The following is a 25,746-nucleotide window of genomic DNA, read 5'->3' as shown; positions in this document are numbered from 1 at the left end:
CTTTTATTATTATGAATTCATATTAACACAACATGTTATAACAAGTAAAGGATTTAATATGTTCTTCGATTTTATTAATTAATTTCTCCGCCTCGCCTACTTTAAAGAAACTACTTTGAGCCTCGTACATATCAGTTTTATATAAATCCTTTTCTGCAAAGTAAAATAAATAATCATTTGTAAGACTAAAAATTAAAGCTTGATATTTGCTTCTCAATTTCTCTGTTAAGTTAGAAGTTATTTCTCCGGGTATAAAGACAATTAATTGACTATCTAATAGGCCTATCCAAAAAGGAACTTTAATTGAAGAAATATCATTTAAGGTGTCTTTCATTTTAATAGTGGCACGCTTTCCTTCAATTTCTACTTCAATTAATCTGCTTTCTTCTACACTATTTTCCTCTTTTAACTTCCATTTTAATTCCTCTATAGAAATTTGTTCCTCTCTCTTAGAAATATTACTTACATCTTTAGTTTTTAATCTTATTGATTTTTCGACAAAAGAAATTCGTTCTAATGTTTCTTTTTCTTTTAAGTACTCTTTCTCTCTTATAAACTGGCCATATAGTGAATTACTAAAAAATCTAGATTGGCTGAAACTTTGTTTTTCTCTTGTAAACCGTGTACTAATATTTGCACTGCTTCCATTGATAAAACTTACTAAATCAAAAGACTCGTTCATTTTTTCATAAAAACCAGATAGAAAATCTGCTGAAATTAAATAATTACTAGAAGACAAAACAGTAGGGTGACATGAATAATTAACTATAGCTGTTTTGCTTGTATCAGTAATAATTTCAAATACGGTCATTATTTGATCTATCTTTTTCGAAGGTTGATGTCTATTCGTAGCAACTTTATGAATATTCGTTTTACTGATACTGTAATTAAAAGTTTTCATTTTATATTTACTCAATACTATTGATTCAGTTATTAATAAAATAAGATGCTCTTCCATGTAGCTATCATAGTCTCCAAAAATCCCTGTTAAACCACTCTTTATTTTTTTATTTGTATTAATCATTCCACTGGGGCCCGAATGGGTATGTGTTGCAAAAAGAAACAAGTCGAATTTATGAGAATCAGTTAAGACATTTTCTTTAATTATTTTTTTAACTTTATAGCGTAATGTACTGTCAATACCTATCACATCAAGTGATATGAAAAATAAGTAATGATGATTGGATTCATCAAAAAATGTATGAGTTTTAACAAATAATGGATCGTGTTCTCCTTTACACTCTCTAACAGGATAATAACCGCTTAACCCCTTAACTTTAATATAATTAATTTTCTTTTCTGAAAAACCATATCGAATTACCATTAATATTCCTCCTTAATAACCGAACATCACCTATTATAATATGTTATAAATACATGATATTCAATGGTTAAATAATTACAAATAATTTACATATAGTTCCAATTACGAACATAAAGCAGACATCTTAGTGATATTTGATACTAATTTTCAATAGTATATGCATTAAATATATACTAGTCTTGCGATCTTTTTTTGCCGCCAAATACAGTGTATTTCACCTGTTTAATGCATTTATAGGCTTATAAGCATAACATGATAAATTATAAGAGATTTTATGTTGTATATCGACAAATACTGAAATTATGTGATGAGGGAGGTAGTTAGTAAATATCGCAGCGCTGACTCGCCATTCACTTTAAAAGCTACAAAACGTGGATCGATAGCTTTACAAAAAAGCGCCAATAAAATGAGGTCTCTTATCTCATTTTATTAGCGCTGCTCCTGGGTATACGACCTTATGTGAGCGTCAAGTAGAAATGAACACTTTTTGCTAATTAAATTTGGACACTTTCTTCCATAAAAATGGAAGAACGGTGTTTCATTCGATAACTATCATCATCATGAAAATGAATAACTTCAGCTCGATGTAAAATTCTATCTAGGATAGCCGTTGTAATCCCTGGATCACCTAGTAATTCTCCCCATTCATTTGGTCCTTTATTAGAAGTTAATATAATTGAAGCCTTATCATAAAGGTCATTAATAAGATGGAAAAATAAATTCGCTTCACGTGTATCCATTGCCATAAACATTAAATCATCAATAATCACTAAATGAGAGGAACGAATTCGTTTCATTCTCGTTTGTGACTTTCTAGTAACTTCTTCTGTTTTTAATGTTTGAATCAGTTGCCCCATGGAAATAAAAGAGACTTTATATCCTTTTTGTATGGCTTCTATGCCCAGCCCTGTAGCTAAATGTGTTTTACCTACACCTGGCAGTCCTAAAACGATTAAATTATAGAGTTGATCTAGCCAGGTAAACTCCTTTAATTGATTTACTTGTCTTTTGCTGAGTGATTGCTGCTCATAATGAAAGTCCTCCAACGTCTTATAGGAAGGGAATGCAGCCCATTTTAATCGTTTTTCGATTAATTTTTCATCCCTACGTTTTAATTCATATCCAGTCAATTGTTTCAAAAGTACTTGATATGTCCAATCTTCTGACTCTGCTTGTTGAATCAGAGATGGCAAATAATTTGCCGTCTCTGTGAGTCTCAACGATCGAAACTGTTGTTGTATTTCTTCTATTGAATGACTCATACCGTTGCTCCTTTCAATAACTCTATATAAGAATCCAATTCTCTTGTTTTTGGCTTGATTTGAAGCAGCGTATCATCCATACCATGCAATGTTTTGATAGCTTCTATTTGCGGAGGCCTTTGATGAGAATCCGTTTGTCTTTGGATAAACTCTACGACATCTCTAAACTCTGTTGCACTATATATTTTGCGTGCGACACATTCTTCTAAAGCTTGGTTCCTTCGTTCTCTTGTTACTGTTTTAGATACCTTTAAAATAAGAGATAATTGATCTCGTATATAACGAGGATATCTTTGGTGAATTTCCTGAAGGAAATCAGAAGCCATTTCCTTATCATCAAAGTACGTCGATACCGTTTCTATATAGGCAGCTATTCCTTTAGAACGGTCTCTGGTATGTTGAGAATCTTGAATCAATTTCCCTTTCTCTATACTTAATGTGTGTTTGGCAATGATTGCTCCATTCGATTCTTCACGTATTATTAATTCGTTTTGATCGCTTATTTCAATAAAAACTTCTTTATCTTTTTTATATGTACCAAGTGGTACCGAATACCGATTCGATTGATAGATAATAGTATTGTCCTTACGAACATTTCTTGTTATACTATTATCGATATTTGAAATTGAAATTTTTTTGTTGACTGGTCTTAAGTGTTGTTTTTCTAGGGCAAACACTTCGACTGGTCTTTTTTTTGTTGTATTATGCACTTTTCCGTTTCCCGTTCGAATCAGCCATGCTAAACAGGATTCATTCCATTTATCTATATGGTGAAATACGCGGTTCTTCGCAAAATTCTTCTTCACAAATCCTACGACATTTTCAATCTTCCCTTTACTTTCTGGATCAGCTTTTCTACATACAAAGAGCTTTAATTTTCTTTCTTCCCTGTATGCTTGAAATTCACTGGTAAGGATGAGATCACCTTCATTTTCACTTACTACGATAAGGGAATCTTGATCATAAGCTAACTCATATGGAATTCCTCCAAAATACTGAAAAGCATCTTCGTGAGCTTGAATCATATCTTTTGTTGTAAAAGGACGGGAGAGCCACGCAACGTATTTATAACGAGAGTGCGAAAGCACGAAACTAATAAAATATAATTTCTTTTCCTTTCCCTGGGATGTTTTCTGTATCGTCTGACCAAAATCTACTTGGGCTTGCTGCCCCATTGGTGGATCTGGAATAGCTTGATAGACACGCTTCATTTCTGTCTTTGGAATATGATATTTTTCCCGGAGTGCTTTGACATAACTACGAACGGTACTTTCTCCAACACATAGAGTTGGAAACCTTTCTTTTAACCAATCATGAACTTGAGCACTAGAAAGATCTGGATGTTCTGTTAGCCAAGTATGAATAAGTAATTCGTAGGCATCTAATTTCTTCTTTCTTGTCTGTGTGGAAGCTACCCACTCCGCCATTTCCTGAGGGGACTTTTCAAGGTATTTATATACTGTTGTTCTTGATATACCTAGTTTTCTAGCTATTCTCCGTATTTTAAATCCTTCTTGTTTTAGTTGATAGATTTCCATATACACTTTCCATGTTTCCACCTTTCTTACTCCTCCCATTTCTGTATCGTACAAACATGTATTATACAGTAAATGAAAGATTGCAATAATTAGTTGGTACCTGACGGAACGGCGAGCATGTAACAGGCTGCCGCCCCTACGGGGCAACAGCCTGTTACATGCCTATCCCCCAAGAAAAGTGTTCATTCTTATCAAGCAATAATGGTCTACTTTAGTTTAGCAGTTACACCTTATCCCTGTCAGACGAACTATGACTACAATTTCTCTAAAGATATAGTAGTCGATATAGGAATAAAGCGCATAATCTTCATAAAACATATATTCCATTTTCAACTGTTAAATCCATTTGATAAATGAAACCGAATCTATGGACTAGGAGCCAAATTCGAATATAATCAACGAGCCTCTAGATTAAACTTTTCTAAAATAGCAAATAAGGCAGCTTGTTGTAGTGACGTTGGCACTTCTATATTTTATTTGTTTTAAAGGCGATTGTATTCTTTGTAATAAACGGTCTATATATGCTGCGAGTATTCAACTATAAAACGAAAAAAGTTCAACTTAAATTAAGAGAGATTCTTTTGTGTTAGTAAACTATATTAAATGCTTCAAATATAATTTACTAATCTGTATAACATGGTTCACTTTTATATTTTTATATCATATAAAAAGAATCACTTTTCTGTTTTTGCCGAGGTTTATAGCTACCTAAAAAATAGCAGGCAAAATCACTGATAAGCAACTTTGCCTGCTATTTTTTCTAATTTTTTAGAAATATATTTTGCTGTTATTAATCTAAATTAGTTAGAGATTTCTTTTAAATTATCTCTGTAAAACTGTAGAGTTTAGCTTCTTTCCTAAAATGAGAGACATACATTTACGCTAATGCGCTTATTTATTTTTGTTTGTCTGATAACTTTGGTGGGAAACTTTATTTTTGTCTACAATAATATATTCATCTCTTATTGGTGTATTCTCCATTAAATTCGTTAACATCTCGATAACGCCTTTTTGAATTCTTTCCTGCGCCTCTACGGTCATACCAGAATAGTGTACTGTTAATCCTGTTTGTTTAAGAGAACGCCATGGATGATCTACTGGAGCTGGTTGTGGATACCAAACATCGCCGCCATATCTGATACGACCATCATTGACCGCGTGAACAATTGCATTTTTATCTACAATTGCACCGCGAGCACAGTTAACAAGTACAGCATTTTCTTTCATTTGACTTATTATTTCCTGGTCGAATTTATTCTCAGTATCTGCAGTTAAAGGTGATTGAATAATCACTACGTCAGAGCTTTTAATTAGTTCATCGAACGTAACATATTCGACTCCGATTCTTTCTTCTGCATCTTTCTTTCTAAACGGATCATTATATTGCAATTCTACATTAAAAGCTTTTAATCGTTCTGCTGTTAATTGACCAATTCGGCCAAAGCCAAAAATGCCGACTTTTTTATTTAATAGCTCATTGGCACCAGAACCTACTCTTGGCAGATCCCATTCACCTTCTTCCGCTTGCCTGTGCCCCTCTTCATAATTTCTTAAGAGCAGCAATGTTTCCATTACATTTTGCTCCGCAACACTTTCGTTATTACTGCCAGTTACCTCGGCTACCGTAATCCCTTTTTCTGCTGCTGCTTCTATATCGACATGGTCAGAACCAATTCCTGCAGTAATTGCCAGTTTAAGATTTTTTGCTTTTTCGACACGTTCTTTTGTAATATACGCCGGTAAAAAAGGAGATGATATAACAACATCCATATCTTCAATATGTTGATCGATTTCTTTATCATCAGTTATCAATACTAACTCATCTTCTGTGCCGTTCAGAAAATCTCTTAAGCCTAAAGATGCCTCTTTAGTTAGAAGTTGTGAAGAACCTGTTGACGCTGGAAATAATGCAACGATTTTCATTATAATCCTGCTCCTTTTCATTATAAATTTTCTTACTTCTCTCTTCAGGGTCTTTTTATTTACTTTAGCTCTCCATATAACACCCCCTTTATATAGAAAAAACCACCATCTTATAAAAATCGAAAGCGATTTTACAAGATAGTGGTTAGTAATTAGCACATAAGGTACCATAGACCAATCCGCCATTTATTTCTATATTAAATTCAAGTTATTTAACAACAATAAGCAATTTTGTTCTCAAGCATTAATCGGATACAAACCGAAACAATTTATTTATTTGATAACATAGCTGGATATCAATATCATGACCGTAGTTAGTAATCAGCACCTATGTACCATTGGCTAAGCTACCTAAAATAGTGTAATAGCTTTACAGTCTATCTATTGGTTTGTCAAATATAAATATTGAAATAGCTTCATCATCTTCCACATTAATATCCGCAAATAGTTTTAAAAATTTTGCACCAACTAATTCTTCTAAATCTGAAGGCCGTACTTTTTCATACAGTTGCTTCACCATTTGTGTCCTGGCTTGCCAGATCATTGTATGCCCTTCCTCGGTTTGAGCGATAAACTTTTCTACAGGACTAAGGCTCCCATTCATATAAGCAATAGCCCAGGTACCATGAAATGAGACTTTTATTTTCTCGGGGCCTTTTCCGATATGCTGTTTACGATAGGACCGAACTAGATTGGCAAACTGCTGTTCGACTTTATGAATAGTTGTGGACATGTATAAATCCTCTTTCATAAATAGTATTAATCTAATCTCAAAAATAATTATACCACTTTTTTTACATTAATCAAATTAAGCCGAAACACTAGATTAAAAATTATCTTTAGCCCCCGCTACTTCCATACGGATATTTGCTCCGATTTAGATACAAACTGCGCAGACATGGCTTTTGCTCTCGCTTGAAGCAATACTTGCCTTCCCTCCGGAGTTCTCGTATATACCAGTTCCGCTTTACCTAAGTGCTTTTCCCAACAAGCCAGGAAAAGTTCTGCCATTTCCTTATTTTGTGCCAGTATCGCAGGAACAGCATGGTAATCGATACGGTTCCACCATAATGTCCGCTGTTTTCGGACAACTATATATCTGGGACTCTCAAGTGGATCCAGTACCTCGCGCAATGCCTCCACATATATTTTTTGTTCATAGATGGGGGCATTCTCTAACCAGCAAGTAATGACGCCATTTTCTTCTTCTGTCTGAATGAGGGAAACAGTTGGCTTTGTCTCTATCCAACTTGACTCAAATAAGGCCTGATATACGATAGTTCCAACTTCACTCATGCTTTTCTCGACACTAATATTACGAAATAAGATTTTAAGTAATCTCCAAATGAATGGGGAAGCAATGATAAGAGAAATAGCTATAATAATAACAACCACCCATAAAAAAGCACGAAAATTATCTTCCAGAATGCGGAAATTCGTTATTTCACCAAGTACATTATCTACAAAGAAAAAAATGATAGAAAGTATCGCGAGAATCAAAGCCTTGATGGTATTCGTAAATAAAAATGGACGCGGCAACTGCTGTTTTTGGGTAGACACCTCTTCCTTTAATGTCCCATCTATTTCAACTGCCGACTTCCAGCGCTGGAAAAGCTGCCCTCTCTCCCTCGCCAAATCACACATCTGCCGGTTGGACTGTTCCTTATCGATGCTGTAAAAGGGAGGTTCGGCCAATGATAGTCGACCAATCCCTGTTTGAATCACATTCTTCTGATGCCCTAGACCAATCAAGGCCTTAAAACGTCTTTTCAATGCAAGATAATCCTCCCCGCCTTCTGAATTGGTAGCATCCAAGCAAACAAGATGCCATATATTGGCTGTTTTTTGCGGATTGTTTTTCTCTACACGAATGGCTCTTCCTCGCATCTGATTGGACAGCATAAAAGAACCAACATAAGAAGCAAGGACTAATGAATTAATAAACGGTGCATCCCAGCCTTCTCCAAGTAATGCAGCTGTACCAATTAATACAGTGATTTCGCCACGTTCAAATAATTTTGTCATCATTTGCACCATTCGATGCCGTGCACTGGTATTGATAGTGATTTCTACATAAGATGCATCATAGGACAGTTCCGCTGCTGTTATAGCAACATCCCATTGTTCGGCTAAATCTTCACAGGCTGCCAATACCTTTTTGGGAATAATAACAATCGATCCAGTTAAAACCCCAAGCAAGACATCCAATTCCCTGCGGCGCAATTGTTCAAAAACAGGTATAGCTCCCAAACGCCGGAGATCCTGCTCATCTTCTGCTTTCTTAGGCAAATCTTCTCGTCTAATATAATCTGTAAGAATAACCTGGCGCAGCTCTGTTCCTAATTCCTGTGCCTCAAAGGCTGTCACTTGCTGGATGCTGTTTAATTTCGACGGGCTCTGCACCAGTAAACGGTTGATTCGATCATTCGCTGTTAAGACCACCCTGCGCTTTTCAACAGCTCCGAGGCGTTGAAGATAAGACTGTATTTCTTTTTGTACCGGCTCCTCTTGATCCATATGCTTATCTTTATATAGAAGATGAGTCAGCATGAGTTCCAGCCATTCCAAACTCCACTCCGGAATTTGTTTTTTCTTCAAGCCCATTATCGGAAGCGGCTTTGTCCAGGCAGTACTTTCCACTTCCTTTAAGAAAATAAGCATACTGGACAAATAAGCCGGCTCCGACAGAATTTCTTCTGCATATGTATCCGGATCGGTGATCCATGGATGTGCTTCTATTTTATTAATAAGTGCTGTGTTGTGACGTATGGATTGTTGAAATGCTATGACCTGACTTCGAAATTGGTTGATCTCCTCCTGCTCCTCATGGAGGGGGTCGGATATCCAGACATAATCTTGAAACGGAGCGAGCTCTGCTTCTCGTACCAGCTCTGCTATGCTTATTTCAGCATCAATCTCGCCGCACAGCTCCAAATAGCGGTTCCATTCCTGGATGGATACATCATATGGCGGAGTAGCTGTCAAAGCAACAATAGCTGGGTTAGTAAGATTTTTTCTAAAAGAAACAGCAGAACGCCACCATGCAGTGCGTAAATGATGTGCCTCGTCCAGTACCAATGTCTTTACATAAGAAGCAAGCTTTTCCTGTACTTCTTCCTCCTGACCAGTCATCCATTGATGAAACCCTTGATAGGTTGCAACTGTAACCAAAGCCTTTTCCTTTAAATCTGTTGTCATCCATTCCGGCTGATTACCGCTCTGATCAAATAATTCTACAAAACGGGCCACCCATTGGTCGCGGATGGCGATAGTCGGTGCCAGTATTAATGCAGGCTGATTAAAACGCAGCATCATCTCCAATCCGATAACTGTTTTTCCTGAACCTGGAGGAGCTACTAAATGTAAATGACGTTTATTCAGATAGGTGTCCATATCATCTATGATAGCTTGTTGATAAGATCTCCATGAATATTTAAACTGTATTCGCTCAGGGAAGCTCTCCATATCTGTCTCCTCATTTCCTTGCTCTCTATTCTATATTATCATCATGATCAGTGAAAGGAGATACGCTTATAATTGGCATTTCCATCGTTTATCCCTCTGTCACATCTTTTTATTCACATTATACGATTCAAGTGGAGAATCTGTCTATTGCTGCAATATTGAGTAATCATTTACTATTCTTTGTTCGTATCTATTTTGGTATTTTTGCTTATTTAATGACTAGTTATACGAATGTTAATACGTGTTTTCATAGCTTAATATAATAACTTATAACATATTCTTATATACGAAAAAGCAACCAGCCTACAGAAGATTCATAGGTGGTTGCTTTCTTTGCGTTAAATCGCGATAAGGTTTTTAACATAAAGTAAATCTGTCATCTAGTCCCTATACTTAATAGGTCCACACTTTAGCTTGAAGTTCTTGTACTCCAAATTCCAATGCATCGTCTAAGTCTTCCTTATAAATATCCAGATGGCCATTTGTAATAGCACTACCCCTGTCTTCGCACACGTAAGTTTCATCCTGCTCCGGGATATGTATTTTCGTGCCAAAAGGAAGCGATTGCGGACATGCAATGGTCCTTCCTTCTTCTACTTCCTCACCAGATGCTGTGATACCATAGGCTGGATCACCAGGTTCTTTACCAGTAGATTCTGGACCAGCTGTATAAGCTGTCACTGTAAAAGAGGCTCCGTTTTGATCTGGTATTGTTACTGTTTGCCCAGCTTCAATATATGCAGCATCCGATATGGATGGATTTGCTGCAATAAGCGCATTGACATCTACTTGATAGTTTTGTGCGATACGATAGACATTATCTCCCGGTTGCACTTCATGCTGCTGCTCAGCTGCTGCCGCCCCAGTAAAGAGCACGAATCCAGCCAAAGCAAGAAAAATTGAAAAAATATACTTGATAATAACACCTTCCTCTCCAATATGATAGTAACTATCTACCCCACTTCTTAGCTTATAAACTCAAATTCTATCTATTTAATCTAATTGTAATAAAAATGAAAAAATAGAAATATATTTTATTCTATTGATTATTTTCCATAGATGAGCATGCTGGTGAAGTTCTTGCGTAAAAACATCCAATCAATGAATTACTTTTTCGCATAACGAAGTGATAAAAACGATAAATAATTCACAACTCTCGAATTATTTATCGCAGGCTAATAACAGTATCATACGCTTTTAGTGCGTAATTTATAGTTGTATGGTAATCTGTTAAATTATTCTTCCCTCCGTCTTATCTTCCTCTTTTAATTTTAAAATAATGAAGGCAATGATTTTATCCCATTTTCCTTCTTGTCCAATTATATTCTATGTATAAGCGTACTAAGTAATCTGTCGTTGGAAAAAGAAATTGCGTGTTTATTATGTAAGCCTATGGCACCTTCCAAAAAACAGCCTGTAAAAAAGAGAAGGAATCTCTATCAAGTCTCTAATATGTTGGATGGGGGGTAACACAATGAGTCATCTGATTTATTCACAGAACAATTTGATAGAGAAACCTTATTCCTTATTGATAATGATAATCATTATCACTTTAATTGTCAATACATAATTACAATATTATTTAATTTAGGGAATGGAATCATTCCATTTAAGAGGTGCCTTACCCGTTCACGACGATTAAATCAAATGATGCCGGCGGGCACAAAACGGAGAAATAGTAGTCCTCTGCAGGATCCCATTGCTTATGCCAAGCCTCATCCGCATGCCCCTCTCTTACATTATGCCGATAACGGCGAACCTCTGGTAATACATCCACTAGAATCTTCAAATCAACAACATCAGAAAATTCGGGCAGCGAGCTATAAATTCCATCAAGAATAATGACCTTTGAGGGCTCTTTCGTTATGGAGGATGAGGCCAGACCGCTTTCAGCTGAAAAAGAAAAAGGATGATATTGAACGCTTTCCCCCGCTATAAGCGGTAACAATGCTTCTTTATGCAGACGTTGCCAGTCAATACATCTGGGACATTTCCATTCCGATGTAGAAGTATTCCATTTCTCGTCTGTAATCGTCGCGTCGAAAAACGCATCACACTGAATAACAGTTGCTCCTACGTGTGAAGCAACCTCAGCAGCCAGCGTAGATTTTCCTGCACCGCTCCCCCCGTCCAAAGCCACCACTAAGGGGCTGATTCGTCCTTTCAGGTATCCATTTATAGCGGATACGATTTGCTCGGAAGCTTTTCTTGTTACTTGAGTGTTTTTCACGATTATCCCTTCTCCGTGTCAGACACAAGATTAAATTCACTATCTACAAGTATTCATTTCTTTGGAATAAATGCTTATTAAACTAAATTTCCGGCTTTCGGCTTGTTTGCTTCTTGCCATTACGAAAATTGTATCACAAGTAAATTAGCTGCATCGTGTTTTTAACAAAATTGCGTAGTTGGTATAATAAATACTTTTCCCTTCCAGTCCAAAAAAAGAACCCTCAGATAAATGAGAGTTCTTTAACATGGAACGAATAAACCGAACCCATTAAGAAATTGGAAGCCGTTCTGTTTCTTCTTAACGACTGTTCACTTTTTTACTTTCTGAAAGCCAGCCTTCAAGATTGTAGGACATTTCCCAGAAATGGAGTTCGTATTCTTTTGCGATAATAAATTGTTCTTTTACCTTCTCTTTTTCCTTATCATTCATATCTTCAACTAAAGTGTTTAGTAAATTAATCATTTCGGTAGTTGAATCTTGAAACCAGTCACTCGCATACATTTTAATCCAGTTACGATAAATTTCCGGCTCTGGAGTGGCATTTTCATTCACTTTTCCGATGTCCGCATATAACCAATAGCATGGCAGTATGGCAGCCACAGTATGTGCTAGATTTCCAGACAGGCTTGCTCGATACAAATGCGAAGTATAGGCATACGCAGTTGGCGCTGGTTTGAAGTTATCTAAATCTGCTTGTGTAATATTTAAAATCTCAGCGTGCTCATTATGCACGGTCAGTTCAGCCTCTGCTGTAAAGCGCGCTTTATCAGCTAAAAGAGCAGTCAGCTTAAAATCTTCGGCCTGGGATGCTGCAATCGCGTGGATCTTACCGTAATGTTTTAAATAGTAAATATCTTGTAAAATATAATACTTAAATGTTTCTAGCGGCAAATCTCCTTTCACGATTCCTTGCACAAATGGGTGATGTAAACTTTGCTCCCAGCTTTCCTTCGTTGCAGCACGTAATTCATCCGTAAATTTCATAAAAAAAATCCTCCTTTAATCTTTTTTCTAAAGACTCGTAGAAGGAAGCATCTGCATACAAAAACATACACACGAAAAAATAGCGCATGGTTGTCTGCTTATTCTACTTCCCTCCGCTGGCCTTAACCAGATCAGGTTCTAAGGGTGCTAAATATACATTTATCTCAGCCGTTACGGCGCCCCTAGCAGAAAATTGAAATGTATTCGATTGTCTATTATGGTAGCAGAACAAATTGTTAAGTCAAGTCTTTTTTGTTTATAAGAAAATCAGCAAAGAAATAATCAAATCTATTAAAAAAATAGGTTTCCAAGAAGCTTAAAAAACTAGTGTGTTTCACTCGTTATCATGGATAAATCATTATCTTAATGCTAGTATCCTTCTGATTTACGGCGGTTTCTACAGCCTCTTTGATATTATCTAAACGATACTTATGGGTAATTACATCCTCGAGACCAAGGTCCTGACTGCCAATTGCCTGTATTGCTGTCGGATAACTGTTTGCATAGCGAAAAACACCGTGAATGTCGTATTCTGAATCGACGATATGGGTAATATCTACAGGTATTTCTGAGGATGCAGGTAATCCAACTAATACAATCCTTCCTCCGCGTTTCGTAATCGTCAGTGCATCCTGAACCGCCCGGCCATTACCTGAAGTTTCAACGGCGATATCCAAACCACTGCCAGCTGTTGCCTTTTCTATCTCCTCATGAATATTATCTTGTGTTGGATCAAATACCTTTGTCGCGCCAAATTTCTTCGCTAATTCTCTGCGATATGGTACCACATCCGAGCAATAGATTTCGTTCACTCCGAATATTTTCGCTGCCTTGATCGCTAACAGCCCAATAGGTCCTAAACCGGTTATCAGCATTTTATCATTGGGATGAACTTTTCCGCGCTGCATCGCATGAATGCCAACAGAAAGCGGTTCAATTAAAGCCCCTTCTTCATAGCTCATTTGATCCGGTATTTTAAAGGCGAAATCACTGCGAATCGTGACATATTCAGACCAAGCTCCGTCAACTGGCGGAGTTGCCATAAATTGTACTTCCGGGCAGAGATTGTATCGGCCTGATTTACAATATTCACAAGTTCCGCATACCACACCCGGCTCGACAGCTACACGGTCGCCTGCCGCAAGATTCTCAACCTGACTGCCAGCTTTAACAATATCTCCTGCTAATTCATGCCCTAAAATGAGTTGTTCTTCTACGACATAACGCCCGATTTTTCCGTGTTCGTAGTAGTGCACATCAGAGCCGCATACACCGATACACTGCACTTTGATTAATACTTCATTTTCCTTTGGTTCTGGTATATTTATTTCCTTAACCTCAATATCCAATGGCTTATTCAGAACTGCTGCCTTCATCTTTTTCATTCCGCTACACCTCTTTGATATGTATTGTTTTGCCAAGCGTATAAATACGTCATCCTATACTATTTTGGAAAAATAGAGAGCTATAATTTTTTAAGAACATATTCTTCATTGTAACATGCGTGTTGATATACGATAAATAAACGTGCGATCTTTCTCTTTTTATAGAATACAATGTGCTATAAGCTCTTCCTCTATTTTCTTAGAACAGCTTCTCAATGTAAGGCATTCCATTTCCTCCAAAATTAAAACACTATCTTTGTTCGAGATAGTGTCAATAAGAAGATGGCATGTATCATTTAAATTCATATTTTCTGCCTTATTATTTCGTATACAAGTGAGAAAGCAGCTTTCTGTTTTTTTCATGAAATTTTGAGTTGTGAGAAGAGACATAAATCTCATTATAGGCATCCGGCTTCATATACAGCTTTGCTTGATTCACTGTATTCGCTGCATCATTGTACGCGCCGGCAATTAAGTGCACCTTTCCATCGAATGAAAGAATATCACCGGCAGCATATAAACCAGCTATGTTCGTTTCAGCTTTTCCGGATCCTTTTACGAAAAAGTCCTGTTCAAGTTCTACTTTCAACGGACTTTCTTTAATAAATTTCAGCTCTCTGTCAAATCCATGATTAATGATTAAATCGTCCACTTCAAAACGAACTTTTTCCCCGGTTTTTTGGTTTTTCGTCAAGATTTCTTTGACATGATGACCTTCTTCGTCTGCAAGCAATTTTTCTATTTTTGTATTTTTATAGATATGGACAGAGGAGGCTTCCAGATGAGCGATATGCGCTTCCATTGCTTTGAATTCCTCCCCTCGATAAACCAATGATACCTGTTCCGCAATGGGCTCTAATTCGGTAGCCCAGTCAATGGCCGTATCTCCTCCGCCGGAAACAATCACTTTCTTATCTTTAAACCTGTCAAGGCTCTGTACTGTGTAATGAAGATTGCTTACCTCGAAACGGTCCGCTCCCTCTATATCCAATTTAATTGGTTCCAGAATACCTCCGCCAGTTGCCAAAATAACCGTTCGGCTAACGTATTTATGTCCTGTATTGGTTGTCACCACAAAACAATCTTCCATATTCTTTTCAAGTTTTTCCACTTTTTCATTTAAAATAACTTCCGGGTTAAATGTACGTGCCTGCGCTTCCATTTGCTCTATCAATTGAGCGCCGGTAATCGGTGTTAGTCCTCCTATATCCCAAATCATTTTTTCAGGATAGATATGAACCTTCCCTCCGAGGTTTGGTTTAAATTCGATAATGCGGGCAGATAGATCGCGCATCCCGCAATAAAAGGCCGCATACAATCCAGCCGGGCCACCGCCTATAATGGTTACATCTTTGCATTCTGTCATCGTCTAACAACCTTCCATAAGTTAAATTTTCTGTATTCTTTTTCTAATATTCGTGAGGATTCACACCAGATCGATAAAAAACACACGCTAAAATATTGGATAATATCTAGAATGATGCGCAAATTGGGAGATGAAAAATGTCTTCAATTACTTCAATTCGCGAACGCCTTAGTTGGACCTGGGACTGCGTTTACTCGTCCCATCAAAACCGCTAGATAAAGAAATCCTACTATTTAATGATAATGATAATCATTATCATTATAAATGTCAATGTGTCTTTTTTTATTTCTATCTTTTCGTTCCTGATTAAGCTACTTAAAAAAACCGGTAAAAGTCATCTCATACACAGCAAAAAAGTCTTGTACCTAAAGGATTCTGCCGGTGCAGCTCTCTTTTTTAGTACAAGACTTCAAATTTCTTTCTATGAAAACAGCTATACTAATAAACCTCAAACTCATATTCATCGGATACGCTTATTGCATTGCAGAATATTAACATAAGATTTCAACCTTCTCTGTTGACTTTCGGTATTTCCTTTGTTTCACTCGCTTCTTCATCACTTATGATGCCTTCTGCTGATTTTTTAAATGAAGTCAGTGTTTTCCCTAAGGCAGAACCAATTTCAGGCAGTTTTTGGGGACCAAAAATGATCAAAGCCAGAATAATAATCAGAATCAAGCCTGGGATACCGATATTGGAAAGCCCCATCCTGTTCCCTCCTCTTTTATTCTATCATTAAACATGCTGGCTGTTTTTACTCACTTGGACCAATTGGCCTCCCTCATCGAGAAATTTAATAATCCCTTCCGCAGCCCGATATGCCAGTGCCCCTACCGTGCCAGTCGGGTTGTAGCCGCCATTATGGGCGAAAGCAGAAGCACCGACAACAAATAGATTATCGACCTCCCACATTTGTGAATAGTTATTTACTGCAGAGGTTTCTGGGTCAGCACCCATAATGACACCGCCCGTATTATGGGTTGTCTGGTATGGGACGATATCATAATGTTCGCTGATTTCTCTGACGTCCACGTGATCGGCACCCATTTCTTTTAGAATCTCTCCGGCTTTTTCCGAAAGATAGCGATGTAAGTTCCGGTCCTGCTCTGTAAAATCGTACGTTAACTTCAATAAAGGATTACCATATGCATCTTTATAGTTTTCATCCAAGCTTAAATAATTGTTGCGATGCGGCATGGAAGCTCCTTGTGCACCAACAGAAAGAGATCGATTAAAATAATGCAGTGACTGCTCTTTAAAATCCTTACCCCATGATGGCGTGCCCTTAGGAACTGGATTGCTTTCAATTGGCCGGCGTCCTGTTTGTGTAATTGATATGGAACCGCCATGAATGAAATCTAAAGCTTTATGATCGAAATTATCTCCATTGTAATCATCTACGGTAGCCCCAAGCGAGCCTGCTCCCATAAAAGTGTTAAACTTCTCGTTTTCAAAGAAGCCCGTTGCGCCACCCCCGATTTGATAGCAATAATTCTTCCCGATGACGCCTTTTCCAGTTTCCGGATTATAAGGCTTGCCAATTTCTGATTGAAGCAGTAAACGCGTATTGTTTAATACATAGCTTGTCAAAATGACCACATCTGCAGGTTGTTCAAACTCCTCTCCCGTTTGCACATCGACATAACGGACACCGGTTGCCTTCCCATTATTATGAAGTACCTCGACCACGTTGGAGTCAGGCCGCAATTCAAAGTTTCCTGTTTTTTTTGCAGTAGGGAGAACGGTGATATTCGGGCTTGACTTTGCTCCGTACTCACAACCAAATCTCTCACAGAAACCGCAATACTGACAAGCATTGATTGTTTCCCCATCCGGATTTTCATATGCCTCCGATAAATTTGCGGACGCCATCTGGATAGGATGAAGATTTAAATTCTTAGCAGCTTTTTTAAAGCGATCCAAGATGGGAGTGCTTTTCATTGGGCCTGTCGGATAATCGTTCTTCCGAGGAGCTCCCATTGGATTCTCTTCTCCGCTGATGCCAGTAGTTTGTTCAAATTTATAAAAATAAGGCTCTAGCTCATCATAAGTGATGCCCCAGTCCTGTAATGTATAATCGTCGCTCAGCTTGTCCTTTCCATATTTTTTATCTGTTTCCGATTTGATTTCCAAGTCATATGGCAAAAAACGCCACGTATGTCCATTCCAATGATCTCCAGCACCGCCGACACCTTCTCCCAGAAGAAATGAACCTAATTGTCTCATGGGCAGTGCATGTTCATCCCGTTTATTCCGAAATGTGATGGTTTCTTTCGAGGTATCCTGCATCAGCCCATAACGGACAGCGTAACGGTATTCATCATGAACCATATGAAAATCTTCTGTTCCTCTGTCACCGCCTCGTTCCAGACCAACGACTTTATATCCTTCCTTTGTCAACTCTGCGGCAATAATACCGCCTGTCCAGCCAACCCCAACAGTGACAACATCTACCTTGTCCAATTTCTTTGCCATATCAACAGCCTCCTCATCGTATTACAAATGATCGTTTAATGCTTTTGGTTCCATCTCTATAAAGCTTTCATCCTCAATTTTATCGGTATAACTCATTTGACTGCCTGGATATTCCTTCATTTTCCAACCGCGCATTTTATCATTCCCGCCATATAAAGGATCAGCATAAGCACCTGCGAGTGTTGATGCACGCAGCATTTTGAAAAACTCAGAGGACGCAACCCCTTTTAATTTTACTTCGTCATTTTCAAATTTCTGCAATATTTTATCCTGCTGTTCTCCTTCCAAATCTATAAAAGACTCCTTATAATCATTTTGGCTTTCCTGCTCTAATGCACGAATTCCCTGCATAAAGATTTCATGACGTTTTAATGCAGACTGATAGCCTTGAAAAGGGGTTCCCTTACGAAAGGGACCTTGCATATATTCTTTATCATTATTTCCATATGCTCCTGCTAACTGATGATCAATAAAATAGGGAACTCCAAGAGCTAACGCGCCAGGTCCATTATCATCTTCTGGAAATATACGCTCCGTCGCTGCACCAAGCGTATTAAAATCAGCATGTCTTGTGAAATACATTAATGCCTGGTTGAAATTCTCCTCTTCTTTTACAGTAGGTGCAGCTGGCTGTTTCGTTCCGCTCCCACCAAAGCTTGCTCCAAACACAGATCCTATCAAACCGCCGCCGATAAGACCTCCTGCTACATACCCGGAATTCTTTACAAATTTTCTGCGTGACATCTTAGAACCTTTTGACTCTTCAGCCATTTTACTCCCGCCTTTCTAAAACAATTAAAATGTTACAACTAGAATGTAAAAAAACTCATTTTGAGTGAGTTATCAGGATGGGAAAGGAATGATTCTGCTTTGGATACGTTCTAAAACTTCCTGCTTTGCGTACCCTTTCTTTATTTCAAGTTTATTTTTCTATGTTCTCTCTATACGTTTTGATACTTTCACTAGTTTTTAGTTCGTTATTACATCTATATGTTTTCTCTGATGGTCATATACCTTGTAAGTCAAAAAATACGAAGATTGGTTTGTTGTTATTTCTAATATTCTATGGCAATCAGGTCATCTCTAAACAGTCAATTCAATTAAATATATAGATAACTTCTTTTACTCCATTTGGTTTCTTAAAAGGAACAATGTTTAATTAAAGTGCCTGCTTCTCAAAAAAGAAACTTTGGATTTACGATGATTTTAGTAACCAAATGAATACAGACTTATCGTTTGAACTACGCAATATAGATTTATTTTCCGGAAAATACTTCAGCTGCGATGAAGCGCTGATAAAGCGATTTATAGAAGGTGTTCGTATAAAATGAAAACATTAGTATTCGTTTTTCACCCCAATTTGGCTAAATCTCGTGGAAACCAGTATTTAATTGAAGAATAAAGAAGCAGCCTAACGTTACTTTCCACGATGTTTATAGAGCTTATTCCAAGGAATAAATCGATGTTCAAGAGGAACAAAAGCTGGTAGAAAATCATGATCGTATTATTTTTCAATTTCCTTTCTATTGATACAGCGTCCCTCCATTGGAAGCAGCTGTTAACTTTGTCGGTGCACATTATTTACCGCCATTTGCGCTGAATGGTGTCGGTCATCAAGGAGGAACAACTTGCTGAAATCACAAAAGAGTATGTAGATTATGCGTTGAACCCGGAGCTGCTTACCCCCTGCTATAAAAAGACACAGCGGAGCAGCCGTTTGCTTGATAATGACAAACAAACTAAAAACCAAACCTTATTTTATTGGAAGGTTTGGTTTTTAGTTTGTCAGGATCGGCAATTTGCTCTGCAATTGCAATTGCTTCCTAAGGCATTAACTCATCATGAGGTTTAGTAAATTCAAAAAAAGAATTGCAGATGGGAAGAATATGCTTATACAATATAAAGCAAGGATGTTATTCAGTATTTTAAGAAATCATTGAAATTGTAAGAAACTGTCGAAATAAACAGCGTAAAATTGTATAAGAGGGGGAAGAACATGTCTATTAATTCTTTTGAAAACTATCCGATGTCTTGGAAACCGTTGCTCAATAAAAACAAAAAGCCAGTTTATCAAACTCTCGCCCAGCAATTGGAGGACGATATACTAAATGGAAATTTATTGCCAGGAACAAAGCTTCCTCCTCAGCGAGAGTTGGCTGATTATTTAGATTTAAATTTAAGTACCATTTCAAAAGCTTTTAAAATGTGCGGGTTAAAAGGCTTGTTAAGTTCATCTGTCGGCAGCGGAACTTTTGTAGCTTACGATGCGCTATCCAATGCCTATTTACTAGAGGATACAAAGCCAAAGCATTTAATCGAAATGGGCGCTACATTGCCTGATAATGATTCTTATAAACTACTTCAGCTCCAATTAAAAAGCATGGCACAGGAAACAGACTATGAAAAATGGTTTGGTTATGGCCGTGCCGGAGACAGTCTTTGGCAAAAAGACGCTGCCGTAAAATTTATCAAAAGAGGCGGCTATGAAACGACTGTTGACCATATCTTATTTGCAAATGGAGGACAAAATGCCATTACGGCTATATTAGCCAGCCTCTATAAATCCGGCGACCGTATTGGCGCTGATTCCCATACTTATCCTGGATTAAAAACGGTTGCCGCAATGTTTGGTATACACATCATACCGATCAAAGCAGAGAATCATATCATGAGCCCCTCTGCTTTTGAAGATGCCTGTAAAAACGAGCATATCAAAGGGATATATGTAGTTCCCGACTACCACAATCCAACAGCTTGCTGTATGCCTGTCGAAAATCGAAAAGAAATCGCAGCAATTGCTAAAAAGTATAACCAGATTATTATAGAAGACGCGACATATAACCTTCATCATAAAAAAGCATATCCGGCAATTGCCGCTTTTGCGCCTGAACAGACCATTTATGTTGCCAGTTTATCAAAGTCCATAGCACCAGGGCTGCGATTAGCTTATGTGGCGGCGCCGAAACAATATAAGGAGCTCATTTCAAAAGCACTGTATAATTTAAATATATCCGTCTCTCCCTTATTAGCAGAACTGGCAGCACGGACCATTGTATCCAACCAGTTTGAAGATTTAATTGAAGGACATCTTCATGAAGCGATTCGCAGGAATGAAGTTTTTGACCGTTATTTGGCTGATTGCACATGCTTGGGGGCTGATATAGGCATCTTCCGCTGGGTGCTGCTGCCAGGCAAAATAACAGGTGCGCAATTTGAATTGCTTGCCGCACAGCAAGGTGTACAGGTCTACGCAGCAGAACGCTTTGTAGTTGGTAACAGTTCTCCAGAAAGAGCTGTAAGAGTTGCCGTTTGTGCCCCGGAAACAACTGAAGAGCTCGAGCATGGCCTGATTATTCTTAAACGATTACTAGACAGCATCCTTTCATAGGATTGAAAGCATCTAAAATGCCTGAACTTTTGAGATGAAAGGATTCAGGCATTTAGATAAATATATGTGTTATTTCATTCTTATATCAAAAGATGTATACGCATCACTCTATGAAGCTCTTTTCTGTTTATTAATATCTGCCCAAATAATGATAGGTATAAGCAGTAATGAAAGAATCGCACCACCAATGGAAAGGAATGCATAACTGGAATTTGCTACAATCATTCCAGATATTCCGCCCCCTAACGCTCCGGACAAAGCAATCCAGACATCTACGGTTCCCTGCGTCTTCGCCCGGCTGTCTAATGAAGTAGAGTCTACCAGGATTGCGGTTCCACTAATCAAACCAAAATTCCAACCAAGACCAAGTAACACGAGCGCTGTAATAAGTACTGTCATCGAATCCGCAGGTCCCAACGCAGCTAAAACACCAGAAGCAAGCAGCGTAACCGCAGAAGCAACAGCCATCGCAGCCCGGCCGACTTTATCGACTAAGCTCCCGGTTATTAAAGAAGGAAAATACATTGCGCCAACATGAAAACCAATCACTAGGCCGACAGCCTGCAAGTCATGCCCATGATGCCCCATATGTATCGGCGTCATAGTCATAATGGCAATCATAACAAACTGCGTTAAAACCATTACTGCAGCTCCTGCCCAAATACCTTTCCTGTTTTTGGGTAGCCCACCCATGTTTTTTTCTGTCTTTGAATGGCTGTTGCTTTTCTCGGAATTAGAGATGGCTTTCGCTACAAGCAGCGGATCAGGACGCAGATAAAATAAAAGTACCAATCCTGCTAGTATATAAGCTGCTGCTGCTAATATAAATGGGCCTGCCAAAGCAGGTACTCCCAGAAATATCGCAACATCTCCCATAAATTCCACCAGATTCGGTCCGGCAACAGCGCCTAATGTAGTAGAAACCATGGCCATACTTACAGCTTTAGCCCGTTGCGTTGAACCTGCCAAGTCTGTTCCTGCATAACGCGCTTGCAGATTGGTGGCTGTTCCTGCCCCGTAGATAAACAGCGCAATAAATAAAAGGACAATGCTGTTCATTAATGCAGCCATAACGACACCAATGGCCCCAATCCCTCCAGTTAAAAAACCTGCTGAAAGTCCAAAACGACGTCCGTAGCGTTGAGAAAGCCGTCCTACAAGTAACGCTGTCCCTGCAGATCCTAAGGTAAATAATGCTGTAGGAATCCCTGTTATGCTATCTGTTCCCAGCATATCCTGTGCGAGGAGCGCCCCTACGGTAATTCCCGCTGCAAGACCTGCGCCTCCAAATATTTGAGACATAATGACAACCATTAATGTTTTCTTATACAGTTGTTTTTGTTTTTCTGGAGAGTCAATATATGCTTGCAGCCAAGCTGAACTATCTCCAAGTTTTATTTCATTATCTTCCGCCATTTTATCCCGCCTTCATACTAATACAGTTCTTTTTTAGTAACAATCATAATATTTAGATAGCTTATCACGAATGAAAAAACCATACAACACAATAATTGTATGGCAAACAATATTATAAAATCATTGTATGGCGGCCAAATAGATGAAGCATTTCTATTCTATGACGCCCTTCTATGATTTCTTTTGAAACGCCGCCCCTGCTTTTATCTGTTTCTGGAATTGTTCTTTGCAGTTCTGTGAAGAAAAACACAAATTGCCCCTTTTTCATTTGCCGAATCCGTTCGCAAATGTTATACTCTATTCTCAATTAGTTATTCAATTTTAGAATAAAAGAACAATATAAGACAGCTTATTTCGTTCACAATTTGTTAATAATTCAAGTGAAATAATGCACTTTTTCACTTGGGTTCCTTGACAAATTATCTCTAATTTAGAATAATTATTATTAGATTATAATTATTGTTTTTATTGATAAAAATCAATAATTATAAGATTACTATTTTGCAAGGAGGACATACATTATGTCACTAATAGGTAAAGAAGTACAACCATTTCAAGCAACTGCATTTCATCAAGGTGAATTTGTAGATGTATCCGAAGAAAATTTCAAAGGTCAATGGAGCGTTGTTTGTTTCTATCCAGCAGACTTCTCTTTTGTTTGCCCGACCGAATTAGAGGACTTACAAAATCAATATGCTGAATTAAAAAATCTTGGTACAGAGGTTTATTCTGTTTCTACAGATACACATTTTGTGCATAAAGCATGGCATGAAGCATCAGATGCTATCAACAAAATTGAATATACGATGATTGGTGACCCTTCTCAGCAAATTTCCCGTAACTTTGAAGTATTAAGAGAAGATGCAGGACTGGCTGATCGCGGTACATTTATTATTGATCCAGACGGCGTTATCCAAGCTGTAGAAATTAACGCTGATGGTATTGGCCGTGACGCCAGCACATTAATCAATAAAATCAAAGCGGCACAATATGTACGTGAAAATCCAGATGAAGTTTGCCCTGCTAAATGGGAAGAAGATGGAGAAACATTAAAACCAAGCCTAGATTTAGTTGGAAAAATCTAAGAAAGCACGGTTAGCCGGTTAACGGCTGTAATTTAAATTTAAACGGGGTTCGGCGTTACGTGCGTCGAACTTCCTTTGTGTTATACAGCCTATCGATACAGATTTCTCCATCAGGGGAAATTCCGAGACAGCTATGAACAAAGAGATTCATTTTAGTTTTTCCGATTTTAATAGAGAAAAGAGGTTTACTATGCTCGATCAAGAAATCAAATCACAACTTAAAGAATATTTGCAGCTATTGGAAAATGACATTGTACTCAAAGTAAGCTTTGGCGCTGACGATGTTTCCAAAGAAGCAGAGGAACTGGTCAATGAAATTGCCGGAATGTCTGATAAAATCACAATCGAACAAGGTGAATTCCCGCGCACTCCGACCTTTAGCGTAAATCGTCCTGGAGAAGATTCAGGCATTGCTTTTGCCGGTGTTCCACTTGGGCATGAATTCACCTCTCTTGTTCTTGCATTATTGCAAGTGAGCGGCCGTCCGCCGAAAGCAGATGTGAAACTCCTGGAACAAATCAAGCAATTGCAGGGACCGCTCCATTTTGAATCGTATGTCAGCCTTTCCTGCCATAATTGTCCTGACGTAGTCCAGGCCTTGAATTTAATGAGCGTGGTTCACCCTGCAATTACGCATACCATGATTGAAGGATCTGCATTTAAAGAAGAAGCAGACGATAATGGCGTGATGGCCGTCCCATCTGTCTTCTTAAATGGAGAATCCTTTGTTAACGGACGCCAAACTCTAAAAAGCATCCTTGAAAAATTAGGCACTACGACTGTGGATGTATCCGGCCTGAACGATAAAGAAGCATTTGATGTGCTTGTTGTCGGCGGCGGTCCTGCTGGCGCCAGCGCAGCTATCTATGCAGCACGAAAAGGAATTCGTACCGGTGTCGTAGCGGAACGCTTTGGCGGACAGGTTCAAGATACCATGGGCATCGAGAACTTCATCACTACCAAATATACAGAAGGTCCGAAATTGGCAGCAAGCCTGGAAGAGCATGTTCGCGATTATGAAGTTGATATCATGGACTCGATGCGTGCTAAATCACTGGAGAAAAAAGACTTATTTGAATTAGAACTGGAAAATGGTGCAACACTGAAAAGTAAAACAGTTGTGCTTTCCACCGGTGCACGCTGGAGAAATATTGGCGTCCCCGGGGAAGCAGAATTCAAAAATAAAGGGGTTGCTTATTGCCCGCACTGTGACGGCCCAATTTTTGAAGGAAAAGATGTAGCGGTTATCGGCGGCGGTAATTCCGGGATTGAAGCAGCCATTGATTTAGCCGGAATCGTTAAGCATGTCACAGTTCTTGAATTCCTTCCCGAACTGAAAGCAGATAAGGTTTTACAAGAGCGTGTATATAGCTTGCCAAACGTAACAGTTATCACAAATGCTCGTACTTCTGAAATCTATGGTGATCAAAAAGTGCAAGGGCTTCGCTATGTTGACCGTGAAACGGAAGAAGAACACAGCATCGAACTTGCTGGTGTCTTTGTACAAATTGGCCTTGTGCCAAATACGGAATGGCTGGAAGACACGGTGGAACGCAGCAAATTTGGAGAAATCATTGTAGATAAACGCGGTTCTACCAATATTCCCGGCCTATTCGCTGCAGGAGACTGCACAGACAGCGCATATAAACAAATCATTATTTCAATGGGATCTGGAGCCACTGCGGCTTTAGGTGCATTTGATCACTTAATTCGTAATTAAGGCGGAAAGACTAGCGGGAAAATCCTGCTAGTCTTTTTATCTATGAATCAATTTAACTTTTATTTGGCGCAAACATAGGCAACGTTGCCGATAGAATCTGGATTTTCCAACTGATCTATCATCGATGTAGCCAAGTCGGCCCCAGTTATACGTCCCTTCCCTTTTGGTACAGGCTTATCGAG

The 25,746-nt window shown here is 38.4% G+C and carries 19 protein-coding genes and 1 riboswitch; of the genes, 3 read left to right on the top strand and 16 right to left on the bottom strand.

Annotation, left to right across the window (positions count from 1 at the left end; all coding sequences use genetic code 11):
* Positions 1 to 22: 22 nt before the first annotated feature.
* From MKY45_RS12030 to MKY45_RS11965, 14 genes are all read right to left on the bottom strand, one after another.
* Positions 23 to 1,324 carry a neutral/alkaline non-lysosomal ceramidase N-terminal domain-containing protein gene (locus tag MKY45_RS12030; RefSeq protein WP_193062151.1) on the bottom strand — a complete coding sequence of 434 codons (1,302 nt, stop codon included), beginning with the start codon at positions 1,322 to 1,324 and terminating at the stop codon, positions 23 to 25.
* 494 nt (positions 1,325 to 1,818) lie between these two features.
* Positions 1,819 to 2,586, bottom strand: coding sequence for an IS21-like element helper ATPase IstB (istB, locus tag MKY45_RS12025; RefSeq protein WP_341172977.1), 768 nt, complete (start codon positions 2,584 to 2,586; stop codon positions 1,819 to 1,821).
* A complete protein-coding gene (gene istA / locus MKY45_RS12020; RefSeq protein ID WP_341172802.1) occupies positions 2,583 to 4,124 on the bottom strand; it encodes an IS21 family transposase in 1,542 nt (513 codons plus the stop codon). The genes istB and istA overlap by 4 nt, the downstream gene beginning before the upstream one ends.
* 891 nt (positions 4,125 to 5,015) lie before the next feature.
* Positions 5,016 to 6,047, bottom strand: coding sequence for an NAD-dependent formate dehydrogenase (locus MKY45_RS12015; RefSeq protein ID WP_341172976.1), 1,032 nt, complete (start codon positions 6,045 to 6,047; stop codon positions 5,016 to 5,018).
* Between the two features lie 370 nt (positions 6,048 to 6,417).
* Positions 6,418 to 6,780 carry a DUF2294 domain-containing protein gene (locus MKY45_RS12010; RefSeq protein ID WP_042534049.1) on the bottom strand — a complete coding sequence of 121 codons (363 nt, stop codon included), beginning with the start codon at positions 6,778 to 6,780 and terminating at the stop codon, positions 6,418 to 6,420.
* 116 nt (positions 6,781 to 6,896) lie between these two features.
* Positions 6,897 to 9,512: a DEAD/DEAH box helicase family protein gene (locus MKY45_RS12005; protein ID WP_341172975.1), complete on the bottom strand. Its 2,616-nt coding sequence runs from the start codon at positions 9,510 to 9,512 to the stop codon at positions 6,897 to 6,899.
* A 393-nt stretch (positions 9,513 to 9,905) separates the two neighbouring features.
* Positions 9,906 to 10,388: a LysM peptidoglycan-binding domain-containing protein gene (locus tag MKY45_RS12000; RefSeq protein WP_244882401.1), complete on the bottom strand. Its 483-nt coding sequence runs from the start codon at positions 10,386 to 10,388 to the stop codon at positions 9,906 to 9,908.
* A 745-nt stretch (positions 10,389 to 11,133) separates the two neighbouring features.
* A complete protein-coding gene (locus MKY45_RS11995; RefSeq protein WP_289585142.1) occupies positions 11,134 to 11,742 on the bottom strand; it encodes a uridine kinase family protein in 609 nt (202 codons plus the stop codon).
* A 300-nt stretch (positions 11,743 to 12,042) separates the two neighbouring features.
* Positions 12,043 to 12,729 carry a thiaminase II gene (gene tenA / locus MKY45_RS11990; RefSeq protein WP_193062147.1) on the bottom strand — a complete coding sequence of 229 codons (687 nt, stop codon included), beginning with the start codon at positions 12,727 to 12,729 and terminating at the stop codon, positions 12,043 to 12,045.
* Positions 12,730 to 12,820: 91 nt separating this feature from the next.
* Positions 12,821 to 12,923: riboswitch (TPP riboswitch) on the bottom strand.
* Positions 12,924 to 13,073: 150 nt separating this feature from the next.
* Positions 13,074 to 14,114 (bottom strand): NAD(P)-dependent alcohol dehydrogenase, encoded by a 1,041-nt coding sequence (locus MKY45_RS11985; protein ID WP_289585140.1) that lies wholly within the window; start codon positions 14,112 to 14,114, stop codon positions 13,074 to 13,076.
* Between the two features lie 319 nt (positions 14,115 to 14,433).
* Entirely contained in the window at positions 14,434 to 15,480 is a 1,047-nt protein-coding gene (locus tag MKY45_RS11980; RefSeq protein ID WP_212928200.1) for an NAD(P)/FAD-dependent oxidoreductase, read from the bottom strand.
* A 504-nt stretch (positions 15,481 to 15,984) separates the two neighbouring features.
* The gene (locus MKY45_RS11975) at positions 15,985 to 16,188 is read right to left on the bottom strand and encodes a twin-arginine translocase TatA/TatE family subunit (RefSeq protein ID WP_042534043.1); all 204 of its coding nucleotides are present in this window, start codon (positions 16,186 to 16,188) and stop codon (positions 15,985 to 15,987) included.
* Between the two features lie 27 nt (positions 16,189 to 16,215).
* A complete protein-coding gene (locus tag MKY45_RS11970) occupies positions 16,216 to 17,955 on the bottom strand; it encodes a GMC family oxidoreductase (RefSeq protein WP_341172974.1) in 1,740 nt (579 codons plus the stop codon).
* Between the two features lie 21 nt (positions 17,956 to 17,976).
* The gene (locus tag MKY45_RS11965; RefSeq protein WP_193062144.1) at positions 17,977 to 18,726 is read right to left on the bottom strand and encodes a gluconate 2-dehydrogenase subunit 3 family protein; all 750 of its coding nucleotides are present in this window, start codon (positions 18,724 to 18,726) and stop codon (positions 17,977 to 17,979) included.
* Between the two features lie 1,225 nt (positions 18,727 to 19,951).
* On the opposite strand from MKY45_RS11965, the gene MKY45_RS11960 reads away from it, so the two are divergent.
* Positions 19,952 to 21,343, top strand: a complete 1,392-nt coding sequence (locus MKY45_RS11960) for an aminotransferase-like domain-containing protein (protein WP_193062143.1) — start codon at positions 19,952 to 19,954, stop codon at positions 21,341 to 21,343.
* 108 nt (positions 21,344 to 21,451) lie between these two features.
* Here the strand turns inward: MKY45_RS11960 and MKY45_RS11955 are convergent, their stop codons facing one another.
* Both MKY45_RS11955 and MKY45_RS11950 read right to left on the bottom strand, forming a co-directional pair.
* Entirely contained in the window at positions 21,452 to 22,759 is a 1,308-nt protein-coding gene (locus MKY45_RS11955) for an MFS transporter (protein ID WP_193062142.1), read from the bottom strand.
* 112 nt (positions 22,760 to 22,871) lie between these two features.
* Positions 22,872 to 23,009 carry a hypothetical protein gene (locus tag MKY45_RS11950; protein ID WP_341172973.1) on the bottom strand — a complete coding sequence of 46 codons (138 nt, stop codon included), beginning with the start codon at positions 23,007 to 23,009 and terminating at the stop codon, positions 22,872 to 22,874.
* Between the two features lie 271 nt (positions 23,010 to 23,280).
* Here MKY45_RS11950 and ahpC point away from each other — a divergent pair, with 271 nt between their 5' ends.
* A complete protein-coding gene (ahpC, locus tag MKY45_RS11945; protein ID WP_042534036.1) occupies positions 23,281 to 23,844 on the top strand; it encodes an alkyl hydroperoxide reductase subunit C in 564 nt (187 codons plus the stop codon).
* 190 nt (positions 23,845 to 24,034) lie between these two features.
* Positions 24,035 to 25,564, top strand: a complete 1,530-nt coding sequence (gene ahpF, locus MKY45_RS11940; protein WP_332093682.1) for an alkyl hydroperoxide reductase subunit F — start codon at positions 24,035 to 24,037, stop codon at positions 25,562 to 25,564.
* Positions 25,565 to 25,746: the final 182 nt, after the last annotated feature.

The sequence above is a fragment of the Oceanobacillus sp. FSL K6-0251 genome (assembly GCF_038004725.1).
GTDB lineage: Bacteria > Bacillota > Bacilli > Bacillales > Amphibacillaceae > Oceanobacillus > Oceanobacillus oncorhynchi.
Note: the sequence above shows the minus strand (reverse complement) of the source record. Positions and strands in the feature narration are given on the sequence as shown.

What these genes read in the sequence shown, in the direction of transcription:
- MKY45_RS12030 (WP_193062151.1), bottom strand. Translation starts at nt 1,324, where the DNA reads ATGGTAATTCGATATGGTTTTTCAGAAAAGAAAATTAATTATATTAAA.
- istB (WP_341172977.1), bottom strand. Translation starts at nt 2,586, where the DNA reads ATGAGTCATTCAATAGAAGAAATACAACAACAGTTTCGATCGTTGAGA.
- istA (WP_341172802.1), bottom strand. Translation starts at nt 4,124, where the DNA reads ATGGAAATCTATCAACTAAAACAAGAAGGATTTAAAATACGGAGAATA.
- MKY45_RS12015 (WP_341172976.1), bottom strand. Translation starts at nt 6,047, where the DNA reads ATGAAAATCGTTGCATTATTTCCAGCGTCAACAGGTTCTTCACAACTT.
- MKY45_RS12010 (WP_042534049.1), bottom strand. Translation starts at nt 6,780, where the DNA reads ATGTCCACAACTATTCATAAAGTCGAACAGCAGTTTGCCAATCTAGTT.
- MKY45_RS12005 (WP_341172975.1), bottom strand. Translation starts at nt 9,512, where the DNA reads ATGGAGAGCTTCCCTGAGCGAATACAGTTTAAATATTCATGGAGATCT.
- tenA (WP_193062147.1), bottom strand. Translation starts at nt 12,729, where the DNA reads ATGAAATTTACGGATGAATTACGTGCTGCAACGAAGGAAAGCTGGGAG.
- MKY45_RS11985 (WP_289585140.1), bottom strand. Translation starts at nt 14,114, where the DNA reads ATGAAAAAGATGAAGGCAGCAGTTCTGAATAAGCCATTGGATATTGAG.
- MKY45_RS11980 (WP_212928200.1), bottom strand. Translation starts at nt 15,480, where the DNA reads ATGACAGAATGCAAAGATGTAACCATTATAGGCGGTGGCCCGGCTGGA.
- MKY45_RS11975 (WP_042534043.1), bottom strand. Translation starts at nt 16,188, where the DNA reads ATGGGGCTTTCCAATATCGGTATCCCAGGCTTGATTCTGATTATTATT.
- MKY45_RS11970 (WP_341172974.1), bottom strand. Translation starts at nt 17,955, where the DNA reads ATGGCAAAGAAATTGGACAAGGTAGATGTTGTCACTGTTGGGGTTGGC.
- MKY45_RS11965 (WP_193062144.1), bottom strand. Translation starts at nt 18,726, where the DNA reads ATGGCTGAAGAGTCAAAAGGTTCTAAGATGTCACGCAGAAAATTTGTA.
- MKY45_RS11960 (WP_193062143.1), top strand. Translation starts at nt 19,952, where the DNA reads ATGTCTATTAATTCTTTTGAAAACTATCCGATGTCTTGGAAACCGTTG.
- MKY45_RS11955 (WP_193062142.1), bottom strand. Translation starts at nt 22,759, where the DNA reads ATGGCGGAAGATAATGAAATAAAACTTGGAGATAGTTCAGCTTGGCTG.
- ahpC (WP_042534036.1), top strand. Translation starts at nt 23,281, where the DNA reads ATGTCACTAATAGGTAAAGAAGTACAACCATTTCAAGCAACTGCATTT.
- ahpF (WP_332093682.1), top strand. Translation starts at nt 24,035, where the DNA reads ATGCTCGATCAAGAAATCAAATCACAACTTAAAGAATATTTGCAGCTA.